This is a genomic window from Enterobacter cloacae complex sp. IR5402 (assembly GCF_049238125.1).
GTDB lineage: Bacteria > Pseudomonadota > Gammaproteobacteria > Enterobacterales > Enterobacteriaceae > Enterobacter > Enterobacter hormaechei_C.
On sequence record NZ_JBMKHO010000010.1, the window covers coordinates 135,945 to 154,906 of the forward strand.

Genomic DNA, 18,962 nt, shown 5'->3' on the forward strand with positions numbered 1-18,962 from the left:
AAGAAATAGCCTCTGTAAGACACGGAGTTCAGGCATTTATGACTCATCCGACTTCTCTATGATGATAGGCTTTCTGATGGCAGGAAGCCAAACCACTAGCCGACTGCGAAAATTTTATGTTTAAAATTCTTTTGATTGACCGTTGTCACTTCACCCGCACGGGATTTGAAGCCTGGGTCAATCATTCAGACCTGTTTTCGGGTCATTTCGTCGTAACCGGGGTAAATAATCTTTTCCTCGCCAGAGAGCATATCCTGCAATGGAAACCTGCGCTGGTCATCGCTGATTTATCTGGCTTCCGGCAGGATTTACACCATTTTCAGCAGCTATCCTCCCTGCTGATTGCCAGCGAAACATTGCCTTTTATTATGCTGCAATCAGGCCAGGAGCAAGAGATGACAGATTATCTGGCGCAGTTCCCGATATGGTCTTCTCTTTCCAAAAATACCGATCTGGAAAAACTAGCGGCGGTGATAAATGACGCGCTAACGTCATGCGCAAGCGCGGAGCTTCCGGAGATGGCGGCACCATTACTGACGCGTCAGGAAGAGAGAGTTCTTAGCCTGTGGATGGATGGCGCGAGCAACCAGAAAATTGCCAGCAATCTGCGCATTAACGGAAAAACGGTGTACACGTACAAACGCAATATCCGCATGAAGCTACATATGGATACGCGCTACTCCCCGTTTTTATCGCTACAGGAAGTGGAGAATTGACGGTACGGTGAAATGACCTGCCGTACCGTCGCTTTCATTAGTTCTGAGCTTTAGTTGCTGCGCCAGAAATCGCGTTACCACCGTCGGAGATATCTTCCCCTACGCCACGGGTGGTGTTACATGCAGTCAGTACCGAAGAAAGCACCAGAACAGAAAAGATCGCTGCAATTGTTTTCTTAACCATAATATCTTCCTTTTATAGCCAAAGTTATTTTGTGTATAGCAACTTAAGAATAGACAAGATCTTGTCGTTTGACGGAAAAGGAAGAATTTTTAGGAAAATTAGACGGAATTAGCTGGCCGCATGGGAAATGATATGGCCAAGATCCTGGATATCTTCACCCACGCCACGCGCGGTGTTGCAACCGGAGAGACTTGCGCTGGAGAGCGCTAACAGAAGCAGAATTTTAACGGTACGTTTCATCTTCCCTGCCTGCAAAATCAGGCGCAGCGGGCGCTGCGCCTTACATCATGACGTAAATTACTTCACGCGGGATACGTATTCGCCGGAGCGGGTATCCACTTTGATCACTTCACCGATCTGTACGAACAGTGGCACTTTCACCACAGCGCCGGTAGACAGAGTGGCAGGCTTGCCGCCAGTACCTGCGGTATCACCTTTCAGACCTGGATCGGTTTCAACGATTTCCAGCTCAACGAAGTTCGGAGGCGTAACCGCGATAGGCTGACCGTTCCACAGGGTCACGATGCACTCAGCCTGATCCAGCAGCCACTTGGCGTTGTCACCAATCGCTTTTGCGTCCGCAGACAGCTGCTCGAAGGTTTCGTTGTTCATGAAGTGCCAGAACTCACCGTCGTTGTACAGGTAAGTCAGGTTCATATCGACAACATCAGCGCCTTCAGCGGAGTCAGTAGATTTGAAGGTTTTCTCAACACGGGTACCGGTCAGCAGGCGGCGCAGCTTTACGCGTGCGAATGCCTGGCCTTTACCTGGTTTAACGAATTCGCTGGCTTCAACCGCGTACGGTTCGCCGTCCATCATGATTTTAAGACCAGCACGAAAATCGTTGCTATAGTACGTTGCCATAAGGCCCTCTAAATTTGTTAACTGGTAGCTAAGCCACAAAATGGCGCATATTGTAACCCTAAACACCCCGTCCAGAGAAGATTGGTTATCGCAACTTGCCGATGTAATCACCAGTCCTGATGAATTGCTGCGTCTTTTAGACCTCGAACAGCACGAAGCGTTGCGTGCAGGTCGTGAGGCGAAACGCCTTTTCGCCCTGCGCGTTCCCCGCGCGTTTGTTGCCCGAATGGAAAAGGGCAATCCTGATGATCCGTTATTAAAACAAACGCTTACCTCTCAGGATGAGTTTATTACCGCCCCCGGCTACAGCACCGATCCGCTGCAAGAGCAGAACAGTGTCGTACCGGGTTTGCTGCATAAATACCGCAATCGTGCCCTGCTGCTGGTTAAGGGCGGTTGCGCGGTAAATTGCCGCTATTGCTTCCGTCGCCACTTCCCGTACGCCGAAAACCAGGGCAATAAGCGCAACTGGCAGGTGGCGCTGGACTACATCACGGCGCACCCGGAACTGGATGAAATCATCTTTTCCGGCGGCGACCCGCTGATGGCAAAAGATCATGAGCTGGACTGGCTGCTGACTCAGCTTGAGACCATCCCGCACATTAAGCGTCTGCGCATTCACAGCCGTTTACCGATCGTCATCCCGGCGCGTATCACCGACGCCCTGGTCACGCGCCTGGAGCAGTCCCGTTTGCAGGTGCTGCTGGTGAATCATATCAACCACGCGAATGAAATTGACGCGGACTTTCGTGCGGCGATGGCGCGTATGCGAAAGGCAGGCGTGACGCTGCTCAACCAGAGCGTATTACTGCGCGGCGTGAACGACAGCGCCCGCGTGCTGGCCGATCTCAGCAATGCCTTATTTGATGCGGGCGTTATGCCCTATTACCTGCATGTTCTGGATCGCGTCCAGGGCGCGGCGCACTTCATGGTGACAGATGAAGAGGCCCGGAAGATTATGCGCGAGCTGTTAACGCTGGTTTCAGGTTATATGGTGCCGAAGCTGGCACGTGAGATTGGCGGAGAGCCGAGTAAGACGCCGCTGGATTTGCAGCTGCGTCAGCAGTAAAAAGGCAGGTGGCGCTACGCTTACCTGCCCTGGAGATAAAGCGGCAGCGCCATCAAACGGTTATATCAGTTCGGGCACTTATAGACCTGGCCGTTCATCTGGCTGGCGGTTGGCACAAAGCTGGACAGCATCCCCTGCGTCGGGCTGCTTACCCCGTAAATCACGTTGCCGCCCATTGCCGCAGCCTGATTACGCAGGGCATTGGCCGCACCGCGCATAGAGCCGCCCTCTTCGCCGTGCTGCCCCGACATCCAGTTGCTTTGCTCGCCAGTGGCGGTGCCTAACAGCTGGCATTCGCTGCCCGGCTTATCTTCCACAAAGCGAACGCTCTGGCCCGCTGCCGTCAGCTCATTGCTGGTGCTACAACCCGCCAGCAGCAATGCTGCACCTACAATCCCTGCACAGACTTTTATGCGCATGTTATTCCTCGTTTTCAATAAGCTGGACAGTAGTTGTCCGCGTGTAAACCTTATACTAAAAAGATGACCAAAAGAAAAATGCTGAGCATTTCTGCGAGCCAGATTCCGCTGGCACTCCTCCGACATCTTAAATGAATTCTGATAATAACCTTTGGGATATCGTGTTTTAGCCCCCGATCGTTTTTAGTGATGCGACGTACAACTTTTGTACGCGACTCAAAAAAGGGGGTTTCATGAGTGCATCATCCTCAGGAGAGGAAAAAGTAACCTGGGTGGGCTATCTGGCGTTCGTGCTCACCATCGTATTTTTCTCAGGTTTTTTCGCCAAAAGTACCGAATGGTGGCGCGTGCTGGATTTTACCGTCCTGAACGGCAGCTTTGGACCGGTGAACGGTGCGCTGACGTTTCGCGGCGAGGGCGGCACGGGAGCGAAAGATGGGTTTTTGTTTGCCCTTGAACTGGCGCCCTCGGTCATTTTATCGCTCGGGATCATTGCCGTTACCGAGGGGCTGGGCGGGCTGCGCGCCGCACAACAGCTTATGACGCCCATTCTGCGCCCGCTGCTCGGCGTGCCGGGCATTTGCTCTCTGGCGCTTATCGCCAACCTGCAAAATACTGATGCTGCCGCAGGGATGACCAAAGAGTTGACCAACGAAGGGGCAATTACTGACCATGAGCGCGCCATTTTCGCCACCTTCCAGACCAGCGGTAGCGCCATTATTACCAACTATTTTTCTTCCGGCGCCGCACTCTTTACCTTTATTACCGTCCCGGTAATCACGCCGCTTGCCGTCATTCTGGTGTTCAAATTTGTTGGCGCCAACTTTCTGCGACTGTGGATCGCCCACATGGAAGTTCGCTGCGCTCAGGAGGAAAAATGATCGCCCGGTCGCGTAAAAATATCATGGACTTGTTTATCGATGGCGCCCGCCGCGGCTTTACCATCGCCACCACCAGCCTGCTACCGAACGTGGTCATGGCGTTTGTTATCATTCAGGCGCTCAAGGTAACCGGCCTGCTGGATATTGTCGGCAAGGTATGCGAGCCCATCATGGCTCTGTGGGGACTTCCGGGTGCGGCGGCAACGGTTCTTCTGGCCTCGGTGATGAGCATGGGGGGCGGTGTGGGGGTCTGCGCCAGTCTGGTCGCTGCCGGCACGCTCAACGGTCACGATGCCACCATCCTGCTGCCCGCCATCTATCTGATGGGTAATCCGGTGCAAAACACGGGTCGTTGCCTTGGCACCGCAGGCGTCAACCCGAAGTATTATCCGCACATCATCGCTGTCTGCGTCATTAACGCCCTGCTCTCAATGTGGGTGATGCAACTACTCTTCTGAGGAGATAAAAATGGATTTTTCAGTGCTGGAACCGCACCTTTTCCGCAATGCGCAGCTTTACGCTCCCGAGGATCTTGGGCATTGCGATCTGCTGATTGCCGGAGGAAAAATCGTCGCAGTCGAAAAAGCGGGCCACGCCACAATGAGGCCAGACTGTCCTGAAAGCGATCTCGCCGGAGCGGTGGTTTGCCCGGGGTTTATCGATCAGCATGTACACCTGATTGGCGGCGGCGGTGAAGCCGGTCCCCACACCCGGACGCCAGAGGTACGATTGTCTGCGCTGGTGGCGGCTGGCATCACCTCCGTTGTAGGCCTGCTGGGCACCGACGGCGTGACCCGCCATCCCGAGTCGCTGCTGGCGAAAACTCGGGCACTTGAGCATGAAGGGATCAGCGCATGGATGCTGACAGGCGCGTATGGCCTGCCTTCTCCGACGATCACTGGCAGTATCGAAAAGGATGTGGCGCTAATTGATAAAATCATTGGCGTGAAATGCGCGATTTCTGACCATCGCTCTTCCGCACCGGCAGATGACCAGCTCGCGAATATGGCCGCCCAGTCGCGCGTCGGCGGGCTGCTGGGCGCCAAAGCGGGGATATCCGTATTTCACCTCGGCAACAGCCCTAAACTGCTGGAGCCACTGCTTAACATCCTGAATAACGCCGACGTGCCTCGCACGAAGCTGCTGCCAACCCACGTCAACCGCGCCCAGGCACTGTTCCACGCCGCACTGGACTATGCCCGCGAAGGGGGGTACATCGACATCACCACCAGCATCAGTGAGCCCATTGATGCCGCTACCGCCATCGCGACGGCCCGTGACGCGCAGGTGCCGTTTAACCGGCTCACGCTCAGCTCGGATGGCAACGGCAGCCAGCCGAATTTTGACGCAAACGGTAATCTTGTTGGCATTGGCGTGGCGGGTTTTGAGTCCCTGCTTGATACGCTACAGCAGCTGGTCGGCCGGTATCACCTGCCTCTGGAGGAGGCACTTCTGCCATTTACGCGTAACGTGGCGGAGTTTCTCGGTCTGGAGCATAAAGGGCGGATCGCGCCCGGATGCGATGCCGATTTCCTGGTGCTGACGGATGACCTGAAGATCCGTGAGGTCTGGGCGAAAGGCCGCCAGATGGTGCGTGAAGGCGTGGTGTGCGTGAAAGGCACGTTTGAGTAGAAGATAATAAAAAACCCCGGGCATTGCTGCCCGGGGCTCGTTCTGAGAGGTTCAGAACAGCATGATTACATCATGCCGCCCATGCCACCCATGCCGCCCATACCACCAGCAGCACCTAAGTCAGGCGCGTCGCCTTTAGGCAGGTCGGTCACCATGCACTCGGTCGTGATCATCAGGCCAGCTACAGATGCCGCGTATTGCAGAGCAGAACGGGTCACTTTAGTTGGATCCAGGATACCGAAGTCGATCATGTTGCCGTATTCTTCAGTTGCCGCGTTGTAACCGTAGTTACCTTCACCCGCTTTCACCTTGTTCGCAACCACAGACGGCTCTTCACCGGCGTTGGACACGATCTGACGCAGCGGAGCTTCCATTGCGCGCAGCGCAACTTTGATACCCACGTTCTGGTCTTCGTTCTGAGCAGTCAGGCCAGCCAGTTTAGCGGCTACACGCACCAGCGCGACACCACCACCAGCAACCACGCCTTCTTCTACCGCAGCACGGGTCGCGTGCAGGGCGTCGTCAACGCGTGCTTTCTTCTCTTTCATTTCAACTTCGGTAGCCGCACCGACTTTGATTACCGCTACGCCACCTGCCAGTTTCGCTACGCGCTCCTGGAGTTTTTCACGGTCGTAATCGGAAGTTGCTTCTTCGATCTGCTTACGGATCTGACCAACACGGCCCTGAATAGCGGCTTCTTCACCCACACCGTCGATGATGGTGGTGGTGTCTTTGTTGATCACAACGCGTTTCGCCTGGCCCAGGTCTTCCAGAGTCGCTTTTTCCAGCTCCATACCGATCTCTTCGGAGATCACGGTACCGCCGGTCAGGGTAGCGATATCCTGGAGCATCGCCTTACGACGATCGCCGAAGCCAGGTGCTTTAACCGCTGCCACTTTCACGATGCCACGCATGGTGTTAACCACCAGGGTCGCCAGCGCTTCGCCTTCAACGTCTTCAGCAATGATTACCAGCGGCTTGCCTGCTTTCGCAACGGCTTCCAGCACTGGCAGCATTTCGCGGATGTTGGAGATTTTCTTGTCAGCCAGCAGGATGAACGGGCTTTCCAGCTCAACAGCGCCAGTTTCTGGCTTGTTGATGAAGTATGGGGACAGGTAACCGCGGTCGAACTGCATACCTTCAACCACGTCCAGTTCGTCTTCCAGACCAGTACCGTCTTCAACGGTGATCACGCCTTCTTTACCGACTTTATCCATCGCTTCAGCGATCAGTTTACCTACGGTTTCGTCGGAGTTAGCGGAGATAGTACCAACCTGAGCAATGGCTTTAGAGTCAGAGCACGGTACGGACAGCGCTTTCAGTTCTTCAACAGCGGAAGCGACGGCTTTGTCGATACCACGTTTCAGATCCATTGGGTTCATGCCCGCAGCAACGGCTTTCAGGCCTTCGGTGATGATCGCCTGCGCCAGTACGGTCGCGGTGGTGGTACCGTCACCGGCAGCGTCGTTCGCTTTAGAGGCAACTTCTTTCACCATCTGTGCGCCCATGTTTTCGAACTTGTCTTCCAGCTCGATTTCACGTGCAACAGAAACACCATCTTTGGTGATGGTTGGCGCGCCGAAGGATTTGTCCAGCACTACGTTACGGCCTTTCGGGCCCAGAGTGACTTTCACTGCGTCTGCCAGTACGTTTACGCCGCGGAGCATTTTTACACGAGCGTCGTTACCGAATTTTACGTCTTTAGCTGCCATGTTCTTATTTCCTCAAATTCGTACAGTTTTCGTGCGTTAATTACGCTTCAACAATTGCCAGAATGTCGCTCTCGGACATGATCAACACTTCTTCATTGTCGATCTTCTCGGATTTTACGCCGTAGCCATCGTTGAAAATGACGATGTCACCAACTTTAACGTCCAGTGGCTGCACAGTTCCGTTTTCCAGGATGCGGCCCTTACCGACAGCGATGATTTCGCCACGCGTTGATTTTGCTGCTGCTGAACCGGTCAGAACGATGCCGCCAGCAGACTTGGTTTCAACTTCTTTACGTTTGACGATCACACGATCATGTAACGGACGAATACTCATTGATAGCTCTCCTTTGAGAAAGTCATTATCAGTTATGGATGACGCCGGTCCGCATGCGGTTTTCCGGCTAGTGCCCTGAGAGATGGGGATAGCTTTTTACCCCTTCAAGGGGTAATCGAAAAAAAATTTGCGAAAGTGTTACCATCCACTCTCTTTTGATGGTGGCGGGACGAGGTAAATGAGTGGACTCAGGCAGGAGTTGGGGCTGGCGCAGGGCATTGGCTTACTCTCAACGTCTTTATTAGGCACGGGGGTATTTGCGGTTCCCGCGCTGGCGGCGTTGGTTGCCGGCAATAACAGTCTTTGGGCATGGCCGGTGCTGATCGTGCTGGTGTTTCCGGTGGCGATTGTCTTTGCCATACTCGGGCGGCACTTCCCGAGCGCAGGCGGCGTAGCGCATTTTGTCGGCATGGCGTTTGGGCCGCGGATGAAGCGTGTCACCGGCTGGCTATTTTTGTCGGTGATACCCGTTGGCCTTCCGGCAGCCCTGCATATCGCAACCGGCTTCGGACAGGCGCTGTTTGGCTGGCACGATGAACAACTGCTGCTGGCTGAAATCGGTACGCTGGCGATTGTCTGGTGGGTTGGCTCGCGAGGGGCCAGTTCCAGCGCCAATCTGCAAACGCTGGTCGCCGTGTTAATTGTCGCGCTGATCGTCGCCATCTGGTTTGCGGGTGACATTACGGTGGCGGATATCCCTTTCCCCGCGATTAACGACATCGACCACGCACAGCTTTTCGCTGCACTATCCGTCATGTTCTGGTGTTTCGTCGGTCTGGAGGCGTTCGCTCATCTGGCATCCGAGTTTAAACAGCCCGAGCGTGACTTTCCCCGCGCTCTGATGATTGGCCTGCTGCTGGCGGGCACCGTGTACTGGGCCTGTACCGTACTGGTGCTGCACTTCAACGCGTTCAGTGAAGAGAAAGCCGCCGCCGCGTCGCTGCCGGGCATCGTGGTGCAGCTGTTTGGTGTTAAAGCCCTGTGGGTAGCCTGCGTGATTGGCTATCTCGCCTGCTTTGCCAGCCTCAACATTTATATTCAGAGCTTCGCCCGGCTGGTGTGGTCTCAGGCACTTTATAAACCGGATAGCCCCCTCTCACGCCTGTCAAAGCGTCAGCTTCCGGTGAATGCGCTGAATACCGTACTGGGCTGCTGCGTGGTGAGTTCCCTGGCCATTTATCTCCTCGACATCAACCTTGACGCGCTGATTGTCTACGCCAACGGTATTTTCATCATGATCTACCTGCTGTGCATGCTGGCGGGCTGTCGGCTACTGAAAGGACGTTTTAAGGCGCTGGCGGCTGTCGGGTGTGTCCTGTGCCTGATGCTGCTGGCGATGGTGGGATGGAAGAGTGTGTACGCCATCGTCATGCTGGCGGGGCTGTGGGTGTTTTTACCGAAGCGGCAAGCTCCGCAGGCCCGGTGAGCGAGCGCCACCGGGCCAGAAACTCACCGATCGTCTTTATGATCTAACCGGTCGCGCTGCTCATCCTTACGCTGGTATTCCCCTTCAAAGGTATCCCCCGGGCCGGTGCTGAAACCACCGCCTGGCATACGGCTGAAACGCAGATGCGGCAGCAGCTTCATGGTCAGGTGCTTCTGCACCGGCGGCAACAGCAACAGCAGGCCGAGGAAGTCTGTAAAGAAGCCCGGCAGGATCAGCAGCAAACCAGCAATAATCAGCGACACGCTTTTGATCATCTCGGCGGCCGGGCTTTCGCCTGCGGCCATCTTCTGCTGCATTAACAGGAAATTTTTGAAACCCTGATTGCGCACCAGCGACATGCCGATGACGGAGGTGAAGATCACCAGAATCAGCGTCAGCAGGACGCCCAGCACATGGGCAACCTGGATGAAAATCGAAATTTCAATGTAAACATAAAGAAAGAAAGCAATAAATGGTATCCAGCGCACTGGCATCTCCTGTATGGCAGGTGCCTTCTGGCCCTGACTGAATGTGTTCGCGAAGCGCGTAGATAAGAGATGGCGACGGTTAGCCAAATTTCAATCGGTTTGCACGGATATTTTTTCTGGAAATATTAAAGCGGTGACATATTTCACAGATTAATAATTATCATGAAATCGGGTCGATAATAAGTGATCCAGCTTACGGCAATTCGCTATCATCAGCATATGATCTCGAACATCTGGCCGATTGAGGGAATAATCGTCGGTCATAAAATATTCAAAACCACATATATACTGTGTGTTTAGTACAATCCATCGGCAGCTTGAAAAGAAGGTTCACATGTTAAACAACATTCGTATCGAAGAAGATTTGTTGGGTACCAGGGAAGTTCCAGCGGATGCCTACTATGGTGTTCACACTCTGAGAGCGATTGAAAACTTCTACATCAGCAACAGCAAAATCAGCGACATCCCTGAATTTGTGCGTGGCATGGTGATGGTAAAAAAAGCCGCGGCTCTGGCAAACAAAGAGTTGCAAACCATTCCTAAAAGCGCTGCAAATGCGATTATCGCCGCGTGCGATGAGGTGCTGAACAACGGCAAATGCATGGATCAGTTCCCGGTCGACGTCTATCAGGGCGGCGCGGGCACCTCTGTCAACATGAACACCAACGAAGTGCTGGCAAACATCGGCCTGGAGCTGATGGGTCATCAGAAAGGTGAATACCAGTACCTGAACCCGAACGACCACGTTAACAAATGTCAATCCACCAACGACGCCTACCCAACCGGCTTTCGCATCGCGGTGTATGCCTCTGTCGTCAAACTGGTCGACGCGATTAATCAGCTGGGCGATGGCTTCCAGCGTAAAGCCGTTGAGTTCCAGGACATCCTGAAAATGGGCCGTACCCAGTTGCAGGACGCGGTGCCAATGACCCTCGGACAGGAATTCCACGCGTTTAACGTGCTGCTGAACGAAGAGACGAAAAACCTGCTGCGTACGTCCGAACTGCTGCTGGAAGTGAACCTGGGCGCAACCGCCATCGGTACACGCCTGAACACGCCAGATGGCTATCAGCAACTGGCGGTACAGAAGCTGGCTGAAGTGTCCAACCTGCCAGTTGTGCCTGCGGAAGACCTGATTGAAGCTACCTCAGACTGCGGCGCCTACGTGATGGTGCACAGCGCCCTGAAACGTCTGGCGGTGAAACTGTCCAAAATCTGTAACGACCTGCGCCTGCTCTCCTCCGGTCCGCGCGCTGGCCTGAATGAAATCAACCTGCCAGAGTTGCAGGCGGGTTCATCCATCATGCCAGCTAAAGTGAACCCGGTGGTGCCAGAAGTGGTGAACCAGGTTTGCTTCAAGGTGATTGGTAACGATACGACCGTCACCATGGCCTCCGAAGCCGGTCAGCTCCAGCTGAACGTGATGGAGCCGGTGATTGGCCAGGCGATGTTTGAATCTATCCATATTCTGACCAACGCCTGCTACAACCTGCTGGAAAAATGCATTAACGGCATCACCGCGAATAAAGAAGTGTGTGAAGGCTACGTCTATAACTCCATCGGCATCGTTACCTACCTCAACCCGTTCATCGGCCACCACAACGGCGATATCGTCGGGAAGATTTGTGCCGAAACCGGTAAGAGCGTACGTGAGGTAGTTCTCGAGCGAGGATTGTTGACCGAAGCCGAACTGGACGATATCTTCTCCGCCCAGAACCTGATGCACCCGGCATATAAAGCGAAACGATATACCGATGAAAGCGAACAGTAACCGTTCAGGCTAAGCTTCCGAAAGGCACGTCACTTGTGACGTGCCTTTTTTCTTTATGGGCGTTACCAAAACACAACAATTCAATATCAACTTGTTAATGAGCAAGGCAGGTCTTTATGTTTGGAGCAGAACTCGTCATCGTCCTGTTGGCGATTTATTTGGGCGCACGACTCGGGGGAATCGGCATCGGTTTTGCTGGCGGTCTCGGAGTGCTTGTACTTACCCTGATCTTTCAGATTAAACCCGGCGCAATCCCTTTTGACGTTATCGAAATCATCATGGCGGTTATTGCTGCTATCGCGGCCATGCAGGTCGCTGGCGGTATGGACTACCTGGTGAGCCTGGCGGAGCGTATGCTGCGTCGCCATCCGAAATACATCACCTTCCTTGCCCCGCTGGTGACCTGGTTTATGACCATTCTCGCCGGTACTGGCCATACTGCCTTCTCCACGCTGCCGGTCATCACCGAAGTGGCGAAAGAGCAGGGTATTCGCCCGTCTCGCCCTCTTTCTATTGCCGTGGTCGCCTCCCAGATTGCGATTACCGCCTCGCCTATTTCCGCGGCGGTGGTCTTCTTCGCGGGCATCCTTGAGCCAATGGGCGTAAGTTACCTGACGCTGCTGGCAATCTGTATTCCGGTCACGTTGATTGCGGTAATGATCACTGCCGTGCTGTGTAACTTCCTCGGTGCCGAGCTGAAAGACGATCCGGTTTACCAGGAGCGTCTGGCAAAAGGTGAAGTGAGTCTGCGCGGTAGCCAGGTCTTCGAGCTGAAGCCGCATGCAAAACGCTCCGTGCTGCTGTTTCTGATTGGTATCGTCGCCGTGATGTTCTACGCGACCGCCATCAGCGACACGGTAGGTTTGATCCAGAACCCGGTTCTGCCGCGTAACGAAGCCATTGTGGTGTTTATGCTGACCATCGCGACGCTGATCAGCATCACCTGTAAAATCGACACCAGCGAAGTGCTGAACGCCAGCACCTTCAAATCCGGTATGAGCGCCTGCGTGTGCGTGCTGGGCGTGGCGTGGCTCGGTGATACCTTTGTGAAAGCGCACATCAGCGATATCCAGACCGTTGCAGGCGACCTGCTGCACAACTATCCGTGGCTGCTGGCAGTAGTGCTGTTCTTTGCCGCGACGCTGCTGTACTCCCAGGCTGCGACCACCAAAGCGCTGATGCCTGCGGCACTGATGCTGGGCGTGACGCCGCTGACGGCGATTGCCTCTTTTGCAGCGGTTTCCGCCCTGTTCGTGCTGCCCACCTACCCAACCCTGCTGGCCGCAGTTGAGATGGATGACACCGGCTCAACCCGTATTGGTAAGTACGTGTTTAACCACGCGTTCCTCATCCCGGGCGTGGTGGCGATTACGCTCTGCGTGATCCTCGGCTTTATCATCGGCGGCATTGTGCTGTAAACGATTAGCCGTTGTAAAAATAGTTAAAAACGGGCCGCTCTGCGGCCCGTTTCATTAATGACCAACCGCCTTGCGTGATATAGTGAAGACTTTCGTGATGAGGAGGTCGACTTGTGAACACGCCTGATGCTGTTGTTGTACTGTGCACCGCCCCTGATGAAGCTTCTGCCCAGGATCTGGCCGCCAAAGTGCTGGCCGAAAAACTGGCTGCCTGTGTCACGCTTCTTCCCGGCGCCACCTCCCTTTATTACTGGGAAGGCAAGCTGGAGCAAGAGTACGAAGTCCAGATGTTGCTCAAAACCAACCTGACAAACCAGCAGGCGCTCCTCGACTGCCTCAAGTCTCATCATCCATACCAAACCCCGGAGCTGCTGGTGCTGCCAGTGGTCCACGGCGATAACGATTATCTCTCATGGCTCAACGCTTCATTACGCTGATCCTGCTGCTGTGCAGCACGTCAGTTTTTGCCGGGTTGTTTGACGCACCCGGCCGTTCGAACTTTATTCCTGCCGACCAGGCATTCGTTTTCGACTTTCAGCAAAACCAGCACGATCTCAGTCTCACCTGGCAGGTGAAAGAGGGTTACTACCTCTATCGCAAGCAGGTCAGCATCACGCCGACAAAGGCGAACGTCGGCGCATTGCAGATGCCCGCTGGCGTGTGGCACGAGGACGAGTTCTACGGTAAGAGTGAAATTTATCGCCAGCGCTTAAGCGTGCCCGTCACGGTGAACCATGCCGATAAAGGTGCCACATTAACGGTCACCTATCAGGGCTGCGCAGACGCCGGATTCTGTTACCCACCTGAAACAAAGGTCGTTCCGCTTAGCGAAGTGAAAGGCGCTGCCTCCCCTCTCCCATCAGGGGAGAGGGCCAGGATGAAGGGTGAAGGCGCAGGCGAAGCCACTTCAGACCTTCCGTTCTCAGCACTTTGGGCGTTATTGATTGGTATCGGCATCGCCTTTACGCCCTGCGTACTGCCTATGTACCCGCTTATCTCTGGCATCGTGCTGGGCGGTAAACAACGCCTTTCCACCGCCCGTGCGCTGTTGCTGGCCTTTATCTATGTACAGGGCATGGCGTTAACCTATACGGCGCTCGGCCTAGTGGTCGCCGCTGCCGGGTTGCAGTTCCAGGCCGCCCTTCAGCATCCTTATGTGCTTATCGGACTGTCAGCGGTGTTTATTCTGCTGGCGCTGTCGATGTTTGGCCTGTTCACCCTGCAACTGCCCTCTTCCCTGCAAACCCGTCTGACGCTGATGAGCAACCGTCAGCAGGGTGGCTCTGCGGGCGGCGTGTTCGCCATGGGTGCCATCGCCGGGCTGATTTGCTCCCCCTGCACCACTGCGCCGCTGAGCGCCATTCTGTTATACATTGCTCAGAGCGGCAACCTGTGGCTCGGCGGCGGCACGCTGTACCTCTACGCGCTCGGCATGGGCCTGCCGCTGATCCTGGTGACGGTGTTTGGCAATCGTCTGCTGCCGAAAAGCGGCCCGTGGATGGAGACGGTGAAAACCGCGTTTGGTTTTGTCATTCTGGCGCTGCCGGTATTTCTGCTGGAGCGCATCATCGGTGATGTGTGGGGTACACGTCTTTGGGCGATGCTCGGCGTGGCCTTCTTCAGCTGGGCGTTTATCGTGAGTCTGGGGGCGAAGAAACCGTGGATGCGCCTGCTACAGATCCTTCTGCTGGCGGCCGCGCTGGTGAGCGTCCGTCCGCTACAGGACTGGGCGTTTGGCACCCCGGCAGGTCAAACGCAGGCTCATCTGAATTTTATACAGATTAAAAACGTAGATGACCTTAACCACGCCCTGGCGCAGGCGAAAGGCAAACCGGTCATGCTCGATCTCTATGCCGACTGGTGCGTGGCCTGCAAAGAGTTTGAAAAATACACCTTCAGCGATCCGCAGGTACAACATGCGCTGAGCGATACCGTTCTGCTCCAGGCGAACGTTACCGCCAACAGCACGCAGGATAAGGCTCTGCTGAAGCAACTTAAAGTGCTCGGGTTGCCTACCATCCTGTTCTTCAATGAACAGGGGGAAGAACAGCCGACGCAGCGTGTAACCGGGTTTATGGACGCGACGGCATTCAACGCGCATTTGCGCAATCGCCAACCGTAAACAACACTTTAGACGGGACAAACCGTTGGGAATAGCGGAGGAGATAACCGTGCAACGCGAAGACGTACTGGGACAAGCCCTGCAATTGCTTGAGATTCAAGGGATCGCCAGCACCACGCTTGAGATGGTCGCCGACCGTATCGATTACCCTCTGGATGAACTTAGGCGCTTCTGGCCGGATAAAGAGGCGCTGCTGTACGATGCCCTGCGCTATCTCAGCCAGCAGGTGGATATCTGGCGCAGGCAGCTGATGCTGAATGAAGAACTGACCACCGAGCAAAAGCTGCTGGCGCGCTATACCGCACTGACGGAGTGTGTTACCAACAACCGTTACCCAGGTTGTCTGTTTATCGCCGCCTGCACCTACTATCCGGATCCTGGGCACCCCATCCATCAACTGGCAGATCAGCAAAAACGAGCCGCGCACGAGTTCACACATGAGCTGCTGACCACACTAGAAGTGGATGATCCGGCAATGGTCGCGAAGCAGATGGAGCTGGTGCTGGAAGGTTGCCTGAGCCGCATGCTGGTGAACCGTAGCCAGGCGGATGTGGATACGGCGCACCGTCTGGCGGAAGATATTTTGCGGTTCGCGCAGTGTCGTATGGGTGGTGCACTGACCTAAGCCAGCATTCCCATCCAGGCGGAAATAAACAAACACAGCGCCATCGCGCGCTGAAATCGCACCATCGCCACGGTGGTGCGGAAAATCCGGTTCACCGCCTTCCCCAGCCACGCCCAGCACAACAAACAGACCACGGAGATCGCCAGAAACCATAGCGCCATCAGCGTAATATCCCGTAATGCATGGTCGCTTGCCGGAGCAAACAGGCTGACAACTGCCAGCGCCATCATCCATGTTTTTGGGTTTACAACCTGTAGTAACGCCGCCGCCCGCGCGGTAAATCGGACGTGACTGCTGGAGGAGAGATTCGCGGCCGGGGCGCTAAACAGCTGCCAGCTCATCCAGGAAAGCCACAGCACACCCGCCCAGCTCATTACCTGACGTATCAATGGATACTGGCGTAACACTTCTCCTGCCCCAGCGCCTGAAACCAGAACAATAGCGCTGGCGGCAATACACCCGCCCAGGATCGCAGGAACCGTATTTTTTACGCCAAAGTGCTGACTGTTAGCCAGTACCAGAATGTTGGTTGGCCCCGGTGTAATCGAGGCGACAAATGCAAACAGCAGGAAGGGTAATAAATTCACAGGTGACTCCTTTTTTATTAGAGCCACGAATGTGCCGTTATTTTCTGGAAACGTCTGGAAGGTTTGTGCACAACCGGCGGTAGTGTGCCGGAGAAATACGGTATGCACGCTGGAACCAGCGACCAAGATGGCTTTGATCGGCAAAACCCACTGCCGTCGCAACATCAACAGGCAGTTCCCCACACGCCAGCATCTGTCGGGCCTTTGCCAGTCGCAGCTGGATAAGCCAGGCGTGCGGTGCCAGGTGAAATTCGCGTTTAAAACAGCGGGTGAGGGTAAAGCGATCCGTACCCGTCTCGCGGGCAAGGTCTGATAGCCCCACGTTCTCGCCGATATGCGCATAGAGATAGTCGCGGGCACGATGCGCCACAGCGGAGCTTTGTAATTGCGACGGGAGTTTCTTACGCCAGTGGCAGTGGGTAGTTATCTGAGAGAGCAGGTTATCCATTGTGCTCTGTTGGACGATCTTCATCTCATCGTTATGCAACGAGGCAAATGTATCACCGATAGCGCGCACCAACTGAGGCTCTCGCGTCAGCGTTTGGGCAAAGTGGAGAGTGTAACTCCCGGGAGTAGAGTCATACAGGCCTTGAAGCGTATGGGTGAGCCAGTGTTCATCCAGATAAAAGGTCAGATAAGTAAAGCCGCCCTCTACCGGCGCATCACCGTCATGGATCTCCCCGGGCTCAAGTAAAAAAGCATCGCCCGGCAGGCTACGGTGGCGTTCACGGCGACAGTGGAACTGCTGCGTACCGGAAAGGGTTATTCCGACCAGATAGCTATCATGCCAGTGGGGATCAAAGGCATGTCCTTCGAAATGCGCCTTAATTGTCTCAATACCTGTTTCTGCATGCTGACGCAGCTCAAGCCAGTCGTTTGCCATACTGCCCTCCTCTTACCGTCAGCATTGTCACATCTTGCCTGAACTGTCTGGAAGATTAGTGCAATTCCAGGGCACAAACGGACAGATTGCCGCAAACTTAAGCAGTTGAACAGCTTTTCCCGAAATAATGTTGACGATCGCGCGCGATTGCGGTTTAATGCGCTCCGTTGCCCGGATAGCTCAGTCGGTAGAGCAGGGGATTGAAAATCCCCGTGTCCTTGGTTCGATTCCGAGTCCGGGCACCAAATTCATATCAACGGACCTCCACGGAGGTCCGTTTTTCGTTTCAGAACGCCACAATTTAAGCATTCTGCCTCCAAATCAATTCTACCGAACTCAACCAGATTCCCCCCACATCAACCCCATTGTGTGGGTATAATTGCGGGTATACCCCAGTTCGACAGAATTTGTACCCTCTTTAACGCATTCAGAAGGCTGAACTATGGCACTGACTGACGCAAAAATCCGGGCTGCAAAGCCCACCGACAAGGCTTATAAACTCACTGACGGGGCCGGCATGTTCCTGCTGGTTCATCCTAATGGTTCCCGTTACTGGCGTCTCCGTTATCGTATTCTGGGTAAGGAGAAAACCCTGGCACTTGGTGTGTATCCGGAAGTTTCTCTCTCCGAAGCTCGTACAAAACGGGATGAGGCCCGAAAACTGATTTCGGAGGGGGTTGACCCTTGCGAACAAAAAAGAGCTAAAAAAGTAGTCCCTGATTTACAACTCTCTTTTGAACATATTGCACGACGCTGGCATGCCAGTAATAAACAATGGGCACAATCACACAGCGATAAAGTACTCAAAAGCCTCGAGACACACGTTTTCCCCTTTATCGGCAACCGGGATATCACAACACTCCGTACCCCGGACCTGCTTATCCCTGTTCGTGCCGCAGAAGCTAAACAAATTTATGAAATCGCCAGTCGTCTGCAGCAAAGAATATCTGCTGTAATGCGTTATGCCGTACAGTCTGGCATCATCAGATATAATCCTGCTCTGGATATGGCTGGCGCATTGACCACTGTAAAACGCCAGCATCGCCCCGCTCTTGATCTTTCTCGCCTGCCTGAACTTTTGTCGCGTATTAGCAGTTACAAGGGGCAACCTATCACCCAGCTTGCCGTTATGCTGAATTTACTGGTTTTTATTCGTTCCAGTGAACTCAGATACGCCCGGTGGTCTGAAATTGATATTGACAATGCCATGTGGACTATTCCAGCCGAACGCGAACCTCTGCCCGGCGTAAAATTCTCACACCGGGGCTCCAAGATGCGAACACCACATCTTGTGCCACTCAGCAAACAGGCTGTAGCCATACTGACAGAACTTCAGACATGGGCAGGTGAAAATGGTCTGATATTTACGGGTGCACATGACCCGCGTAAACCAATCAGTGAAAATACTGTAAATAAAGCCCTGAGGGTGATGGGGTATGACACAACTCAGGAAGTCTGTGGCCATGGATTCCGGGCGATGGCGTGCAGTGCATTGATTGAATCAGGTTTGTGGTCCCGCGATGCTGTGGAACGTCAGATGAGCCATCAGGAGCGTAATGGTGTACGTGCTGCGTATATCCATAAAGCAGAACATCTGGAAGAACGGCGACTGATGTTGCAATGGTGGGCCGATTTTCTGGATGCGAACCGGGAGAAGGGTATCAGTCCGTTTGAATATGCAAAGATTAACAATCCATTAAAATAGTAAGCAGTCCGGGCAATCAGCCCGGACTGCTTTGGTAATGCTGCCAACTTACTGATTTAGTGTATGATGGTGATTTTAAGGTGCTTGCGTGGCTTCCATTTCCATCAGATGTCCTTCCTGCTCCGC

The 18,962-nt window shown here is 54.3% G+C and carries 21 protein-coding genes and 1 tRNA gene; 13 read left to right on the forward strand and 9 right to left on the reverse strand.

Features of this window, described 5'->3' with window-relative positions:
* Positions 1-116 precede the first annotated feature (116 nt).
* Complete coding sequence (locus tag ACOTXL_RS16970) at positions 117-716, forward strand: helix-turn-helix transcriptional regulator (protein ID WP_022650247.1); 600 nt, start codon at positions 117-119, stop codon at positions 714-716.
* Positions 717-753: 37 nt separating this feature from the next.
* Here the strand turns inward: ACOTXL_RS16970 and ecnB are convergent, their stop codons facing one another.
* From ecnB to efp, 3 genes are all read right to left on the reverse strand, one after another.
* The gene (gene ecnB / locus ACOTXL_RS16975) at positions 754-900 is read right to left on the reverse strand and encodes a lipoprotein toxin entericidin B (RefSeq protein ID WP_003855942.1); all 147 of its coding nucleotides are present in this window, start codon (positions 898-900) and stop codon (positions 754-756) included.
* Positions 901-1,008: 108 nt separating this feature from the next.
* The gene (locus ACOTXL_RS16980; RefSeq protein WP_045351093.1) at positions 1,009-1,140 is read right to left on the reverse strand and encodes an entericidin A/B family lipoprotein; all 132 of its coding nucleotides are present in this window, start codon (positions 1,138-1,140) and stop codon (positions 1,009-1,011) included.
* 57 nt (positions 1,141-1,197) lie between these two features.
* Positions 1,198-1,764, reverse strand: coding sequence for an elongation factor P (efp, locus tag ACOTXL_RS16985; RefSeq protein ID WP_003855940.1), 567 nt, complete (start codon positions 1,762-1,764; stop codon positions 1,198-1,200).
* 40 nt (positions 1,765-1,804) lie between these two features.
* Between efp and epmB the strand changes: the two genes are divergently transcribed.
* Complete coding sequence (epmB, locus tag ACOTXL_RS16990) at positions 1,805-2,833, forward strand: EF-P beta-lysylation protein EpmB (protein ID WP_003855939.1); 1,029 nt, start codon at positions 1,805-1,807, stop codon at positions 2,831-2,833.
* A 65-nt stretch (positions 2,834-2,898) separates the two neighbouring features.
* Here the strand turns inward: epmB and ACOTXL_RS16995 are convergent, their stop codons facing one another.
* Entirely contained in the window at positions 2,899-3,252 is a 354-nt protein-coding gene (locus tag ACOTXL_RS16995) for a DUF4156 domain-containing protein (RefSeq protein WP_003855938.1), read from the reverse strand.
* A 233-nt stretch (positions 3,253-3,485) separates the two neighbouring features.
* Between ACOTXL_RS16995 and ACOTXL_RS17000 the strand changes: the two genes are divergently transcribed.
* Genes ACOTXL_RS17000 through iadA form a run of 3 tightly spaced genes read left to right on the forward strand, consistent with a single transcriptional unit; the run spans position 3,486 to position 5,765 of the window.
* A complete protein-coding gene (locus tag ACOTXL_RS17000) occupies positions 3,486-4,133 on the forward strand; it encodes a nucleoside recognition domain-containing protein (RefSeq protein WP_022650246.1) in 648 nt (215 codons plus the stop codon).
* Positions 4,130-4,591 (forward strand): YjiG family protein, encoded by a 462-nt coding sequence (locus ACOTXL_RS17005; RefSeq protein WP_003855935.1) that lies wholly within the window; start codon positions 4,130-4,132, stop codon positions 4,589-4,591. The genes ACOTXL_RS17000 and ACOTXL_RS17005 overlap by 4 nt, the downstream gene beginning before the upstream one ends.
* Before the next feature lie 10 nt (positions 4,592-4,601).
* Positions 4,602-5,765, forward strand: a complete 1,164-nt coding sequence (gene iadA / locus ACOTXL_RS17010) for a beta-aspartyl-peptidase (RefSeq protein WP_045351094.1) — start codon at positions 4,602-4,604, stop codon at positions 5,763-5,765.
* A gap of 65 nt (positions 5,766-5,830) precedes the next feature.
* On the opposite strand, the gene groL is transcribed toward iadA, so the two are convergent.
* Together groL and ACOTXL_RS17020 are read right to left on the reverse strand one after the other, a co-directional pair.
* Entirely contained in the window at positions 5,831-7,477 is a 1,647-nt protein-coding gene (groL, locus tag ACOTXL_RS17015; protein ID WP_003855930.1) for a chaperonin GroEL, read from the reverse strand.
* Positions 7,478-7,517: 40 nt separating this feature from the next.
* Positions 7,518-7,811: a co-chaperone GroES gene (locus ACOTXL_RS17020; protein ID WP_003855929.1), complete on the reverse strand. Its 294-nt coding sequence runs from the start codon at positions 7,809-7,811 to the stop codon at positions 7,518-7,520.
* Between the two features lie 178 nt (positions 7,812-7,989).
* Here ACOTXL_RS17020 and yjeH point away from each other — a divergent pair, with 178 nt between their 5' ends.
* On the forward strand, positions 7,990-9,237 hold the full coding sequence (gene yjeH / locus ACOTXL_RS17025) for an L-methionine/branched-chain amino acid transporter (RefSeq protein ID WP_023315246.1): 1,248 nt from the start codon (positions 7,990-7,992) through the stop codon (positions 9,235-9,237).
* Between the two features lie 23 nt (positions 9,238-9,260).
* Here the strand turns inward: yjeH and ACOTXL_RS17030 are convergent, their stop codons facing one another.
* Entirely contained in the window at positions 9,261-9,725 is a 465-nt protein-coding gene (locus ACOTXL_RS17030) for an FxsA family protein (protein WP_003855925.1), read from the reverse strand.
* A gap of 334 nt (positions 9,726-10,059) precedes the next feature.
* Between ACOTXL_RS17030 and aspA the strand changes: the two genes are divergently transcribed.
* The 5 genes from aspA (at position 10,060) to ACOTXL_RS17055 (ending at position 15,661) form a co-directional block, all read left to right on the forward strand.
* Complete coding sequence (gene aspA, locus ACOTXL_RS17035; RefSeq protein WP_003855923.1) at positions 10,060-11,496, forward strand: aspartate ammonia-lyase; 1,437 nt, start codon at positions 10,060-10,062, stop codon at positions 11,494-11,496.
* Positions 11,497-11,612: 116 nt separating this feature from the next.
* Entirely contained in the window at positions 11,613-12,914 is a 1,302-nt protein-coding gene (locus ACOTXL_RS17040) for an anaerobic C4-dicarboxylate transporter (protein WP_003855921.1), read from the forward strand.
* 113 nt (positions 12,915-13,027) lie between these two features.
* The gene (cutA, locus tag ACOTXL_RS17045) at positions 13,028-13,351 is read left to right on the forward strand and encodes a divalent cation tolerance protein CutA (protein ID WP_003855908.1); all 324 of its coding nucleotides are present in this window, start codon (positions 13,028-13,030) and stop codon (positions 13,349-13,351) included.
* Positions 13,327-15,036 carry a protein-disulfide reductase DsbD gene (locus ACOTXL_RS17050; RefSeq protein ID WP_023315244.1) on the forward strand — a complete coding sequence of 570 codons (1,710 nt, stop codon included), beginning with the start codon at positions 13,327-13,329 and terminating at the stop codon, positions 15,034-15,036. Before cutA ends, ACOTXL_RS17050 begins: the two co-directional genes overlap by 25 nt.
* A gap of 49 nt (positions 15,037-15,085) precedes the next feature.
* Positions 15,086-15,661, forward strand: coding sequence for a transcriptional regulator (locus tag ACOTXL_RS17055; RefSeq protein ID WP_003855905.1), 576 nt, complete (start codon positions 15,086-15,088; stop codon positions 15,659-15,661).
* Here the strand turns inward: ACOTXL_RS17055 and ACOTXL_RS17060 are convergent.
* Both ACOTXL_RS17060 and ACOTXL_RS17065 read right to left on the reverse strand, forming a co-directional pair.
* The gene (locus ACOTXL_RS17060) at positions 15,658-16,248 is read right to left on the reverse strand and encodes a LysE family translocator (protein WP_045351095.1); all 591 of its coding nucleotides are present in this window, start codon (positions 16,246-16,248) and stop codon (positions 15,658-15,660) included. The two genes, ACOTXL_RS17055 and ACOTXL_RS17060, sit on opposite strands and share 4 nt — an antisense overlap.
* A 37-nt stretch (positions 16,249-16,285) precedes the next feature.
* A complete protein-coding gene (locus ACOTXL_RS17065) occupies positions 16,286-17,131 on the reverse strand; it encodes an AraC family transcriptional regulator (protein WP_045351096.1) in 846 nt (281 codons plus the stop codon).
* Between the two features lie 169 nt (positions 17,132-17,300).
* Between ACOTXL_RS17065 and ACOTXL_RS17070 the strand changes: the two genes are divergently transcribed.
* Positions 17,301-17,376 (forward strand) — tRNA-Phe (locus ACOTXL_RS17070).
* 197 nt (positions 17,377-17,573) lie between these two features.
* Complete coding sequence (locus tag ACOTXL_RS17075; protein WP_045351097.1) at positions 17,574-18,836, forward strand: tyrosine-type recombinase/integrase; 1,263 nt, start codon at positions 17,574-17,576, stop codon at positions 18,834-18,836.
* Positions 18,837-18,962 lie beyond the last annotated feature (126 nt).

Coding starts and splice junctions, on each gene's coding strand:
- ACOTXL_RS17040 (WP_003855921.1), top strand. CDS start 11,613: ATGTTTGGAGCAGAACTCGTCATCGTCCTGTTGGCGATTTATTTGGGC.
- ACOTXL_RS17020 (WP_003855929.1), bottom strand. CDS start 7,811: ATGAGTATTCGTCCGTTACATGATCGTGTGATCGTCAAACGTAAAGAA.
- ACOTXL_RS17075 (WP_045351097.1), top strand. CDS start 17,574: ATGGCACTGACTGACGCAAAAATCCGGGCTGCAAAGCCCACCGACAAG.
- iadA (WP_045351094.1), top strand. CDS start 4,602: ATGGATTTTTCAGTGCTGGAACCGCACCTTTTCCGCAATGCGCAGCTT.
- ACOTXL_RS17065 (WP_045351096.1), bottom strand. CDS start 17,131: ATGGCAAACGACTGGCTTGAGCTGCGTCAGCATGCAGAAACAGGTATT.
- ACOTXL_RS17000 (WP_022650246.1), top strand. CDS start 3,486: ATGAGTGCATCATCCTCAGGAGAGGAAAAAGTAACCTGGGTGGGCTAT.
- ACOTXL_RS16970 (WP_022650247.1), top strand. CDS start 117: ATGTTTAAAATTCTTTTGATTGACCGTTGTCACTTCACCCGCACGGGA.
- groL (WP_003855930.1), bottom strand. CDS start 7,477: ATGGCAGCTAAAGACGTAAAATTCGGTAACGACGCTCGTGTAAAAATG.
- efp (WP_003855940.1), bottom strand. CDS start 1,764: ATGGCAACGTACTATAGCAACGATTTTCGTGCTGGTCTTAAAATCATG.
- ecnB (WP_003855942.1), bottom strand. CDS start 900: ATGGTTAAGAAAACAATTGCAGCGATCTTTTCTGTTCTGGTGCTTTCT.
- ACOTXL_RS17050 (WP_023315244.1), top strand. CDS start 13,327: ATGGCTCAACGCTTCATTACGCTGATCCTGCTGCTGTGCAGCACGTCA.
- aspA (WP_003855923.1), top strand. CDS start 10,060: ATGTTAAACAACATTCGTATCGAAGAAGATTTGTTGGGTACCAGGGAA.
- ACOTXL_RS17005 (WP_003855935.1), top strand. CDS start 4,130: ATGATCGCCCGGTCGCGTAAAAATATCATGGACTTGTTTATCGATGGC.
- yjeH (WP_023315246.1), top strand. CDS start 7,990: ATGAGTGGACTCAGGCAGGAGTTGGGGCTGGCGCAGGGCATTGGCTTA.
- ACOTXL_RS16995 (WP_003855938.1), bottom strand. CDS start 3,252: ATGCGCATAAAAGTCTGTGCAGGGATTGTAGGTGCAGCATTGCTGCTG.
- epmB (WP_003855939.1), top strand. CDS start 1,805: ATGGCGCATATTGTAACCCTAAACACCCCGTCCAGAGAAGATTGGTTA.
- ACOTXL_RS16980 (WP_045351093.1), bottom strand. CDS start 1,140: ATGAAACGTACCGTTAAAATTCTGCTTCTGTTAGCGCTCTCCAGCGCA.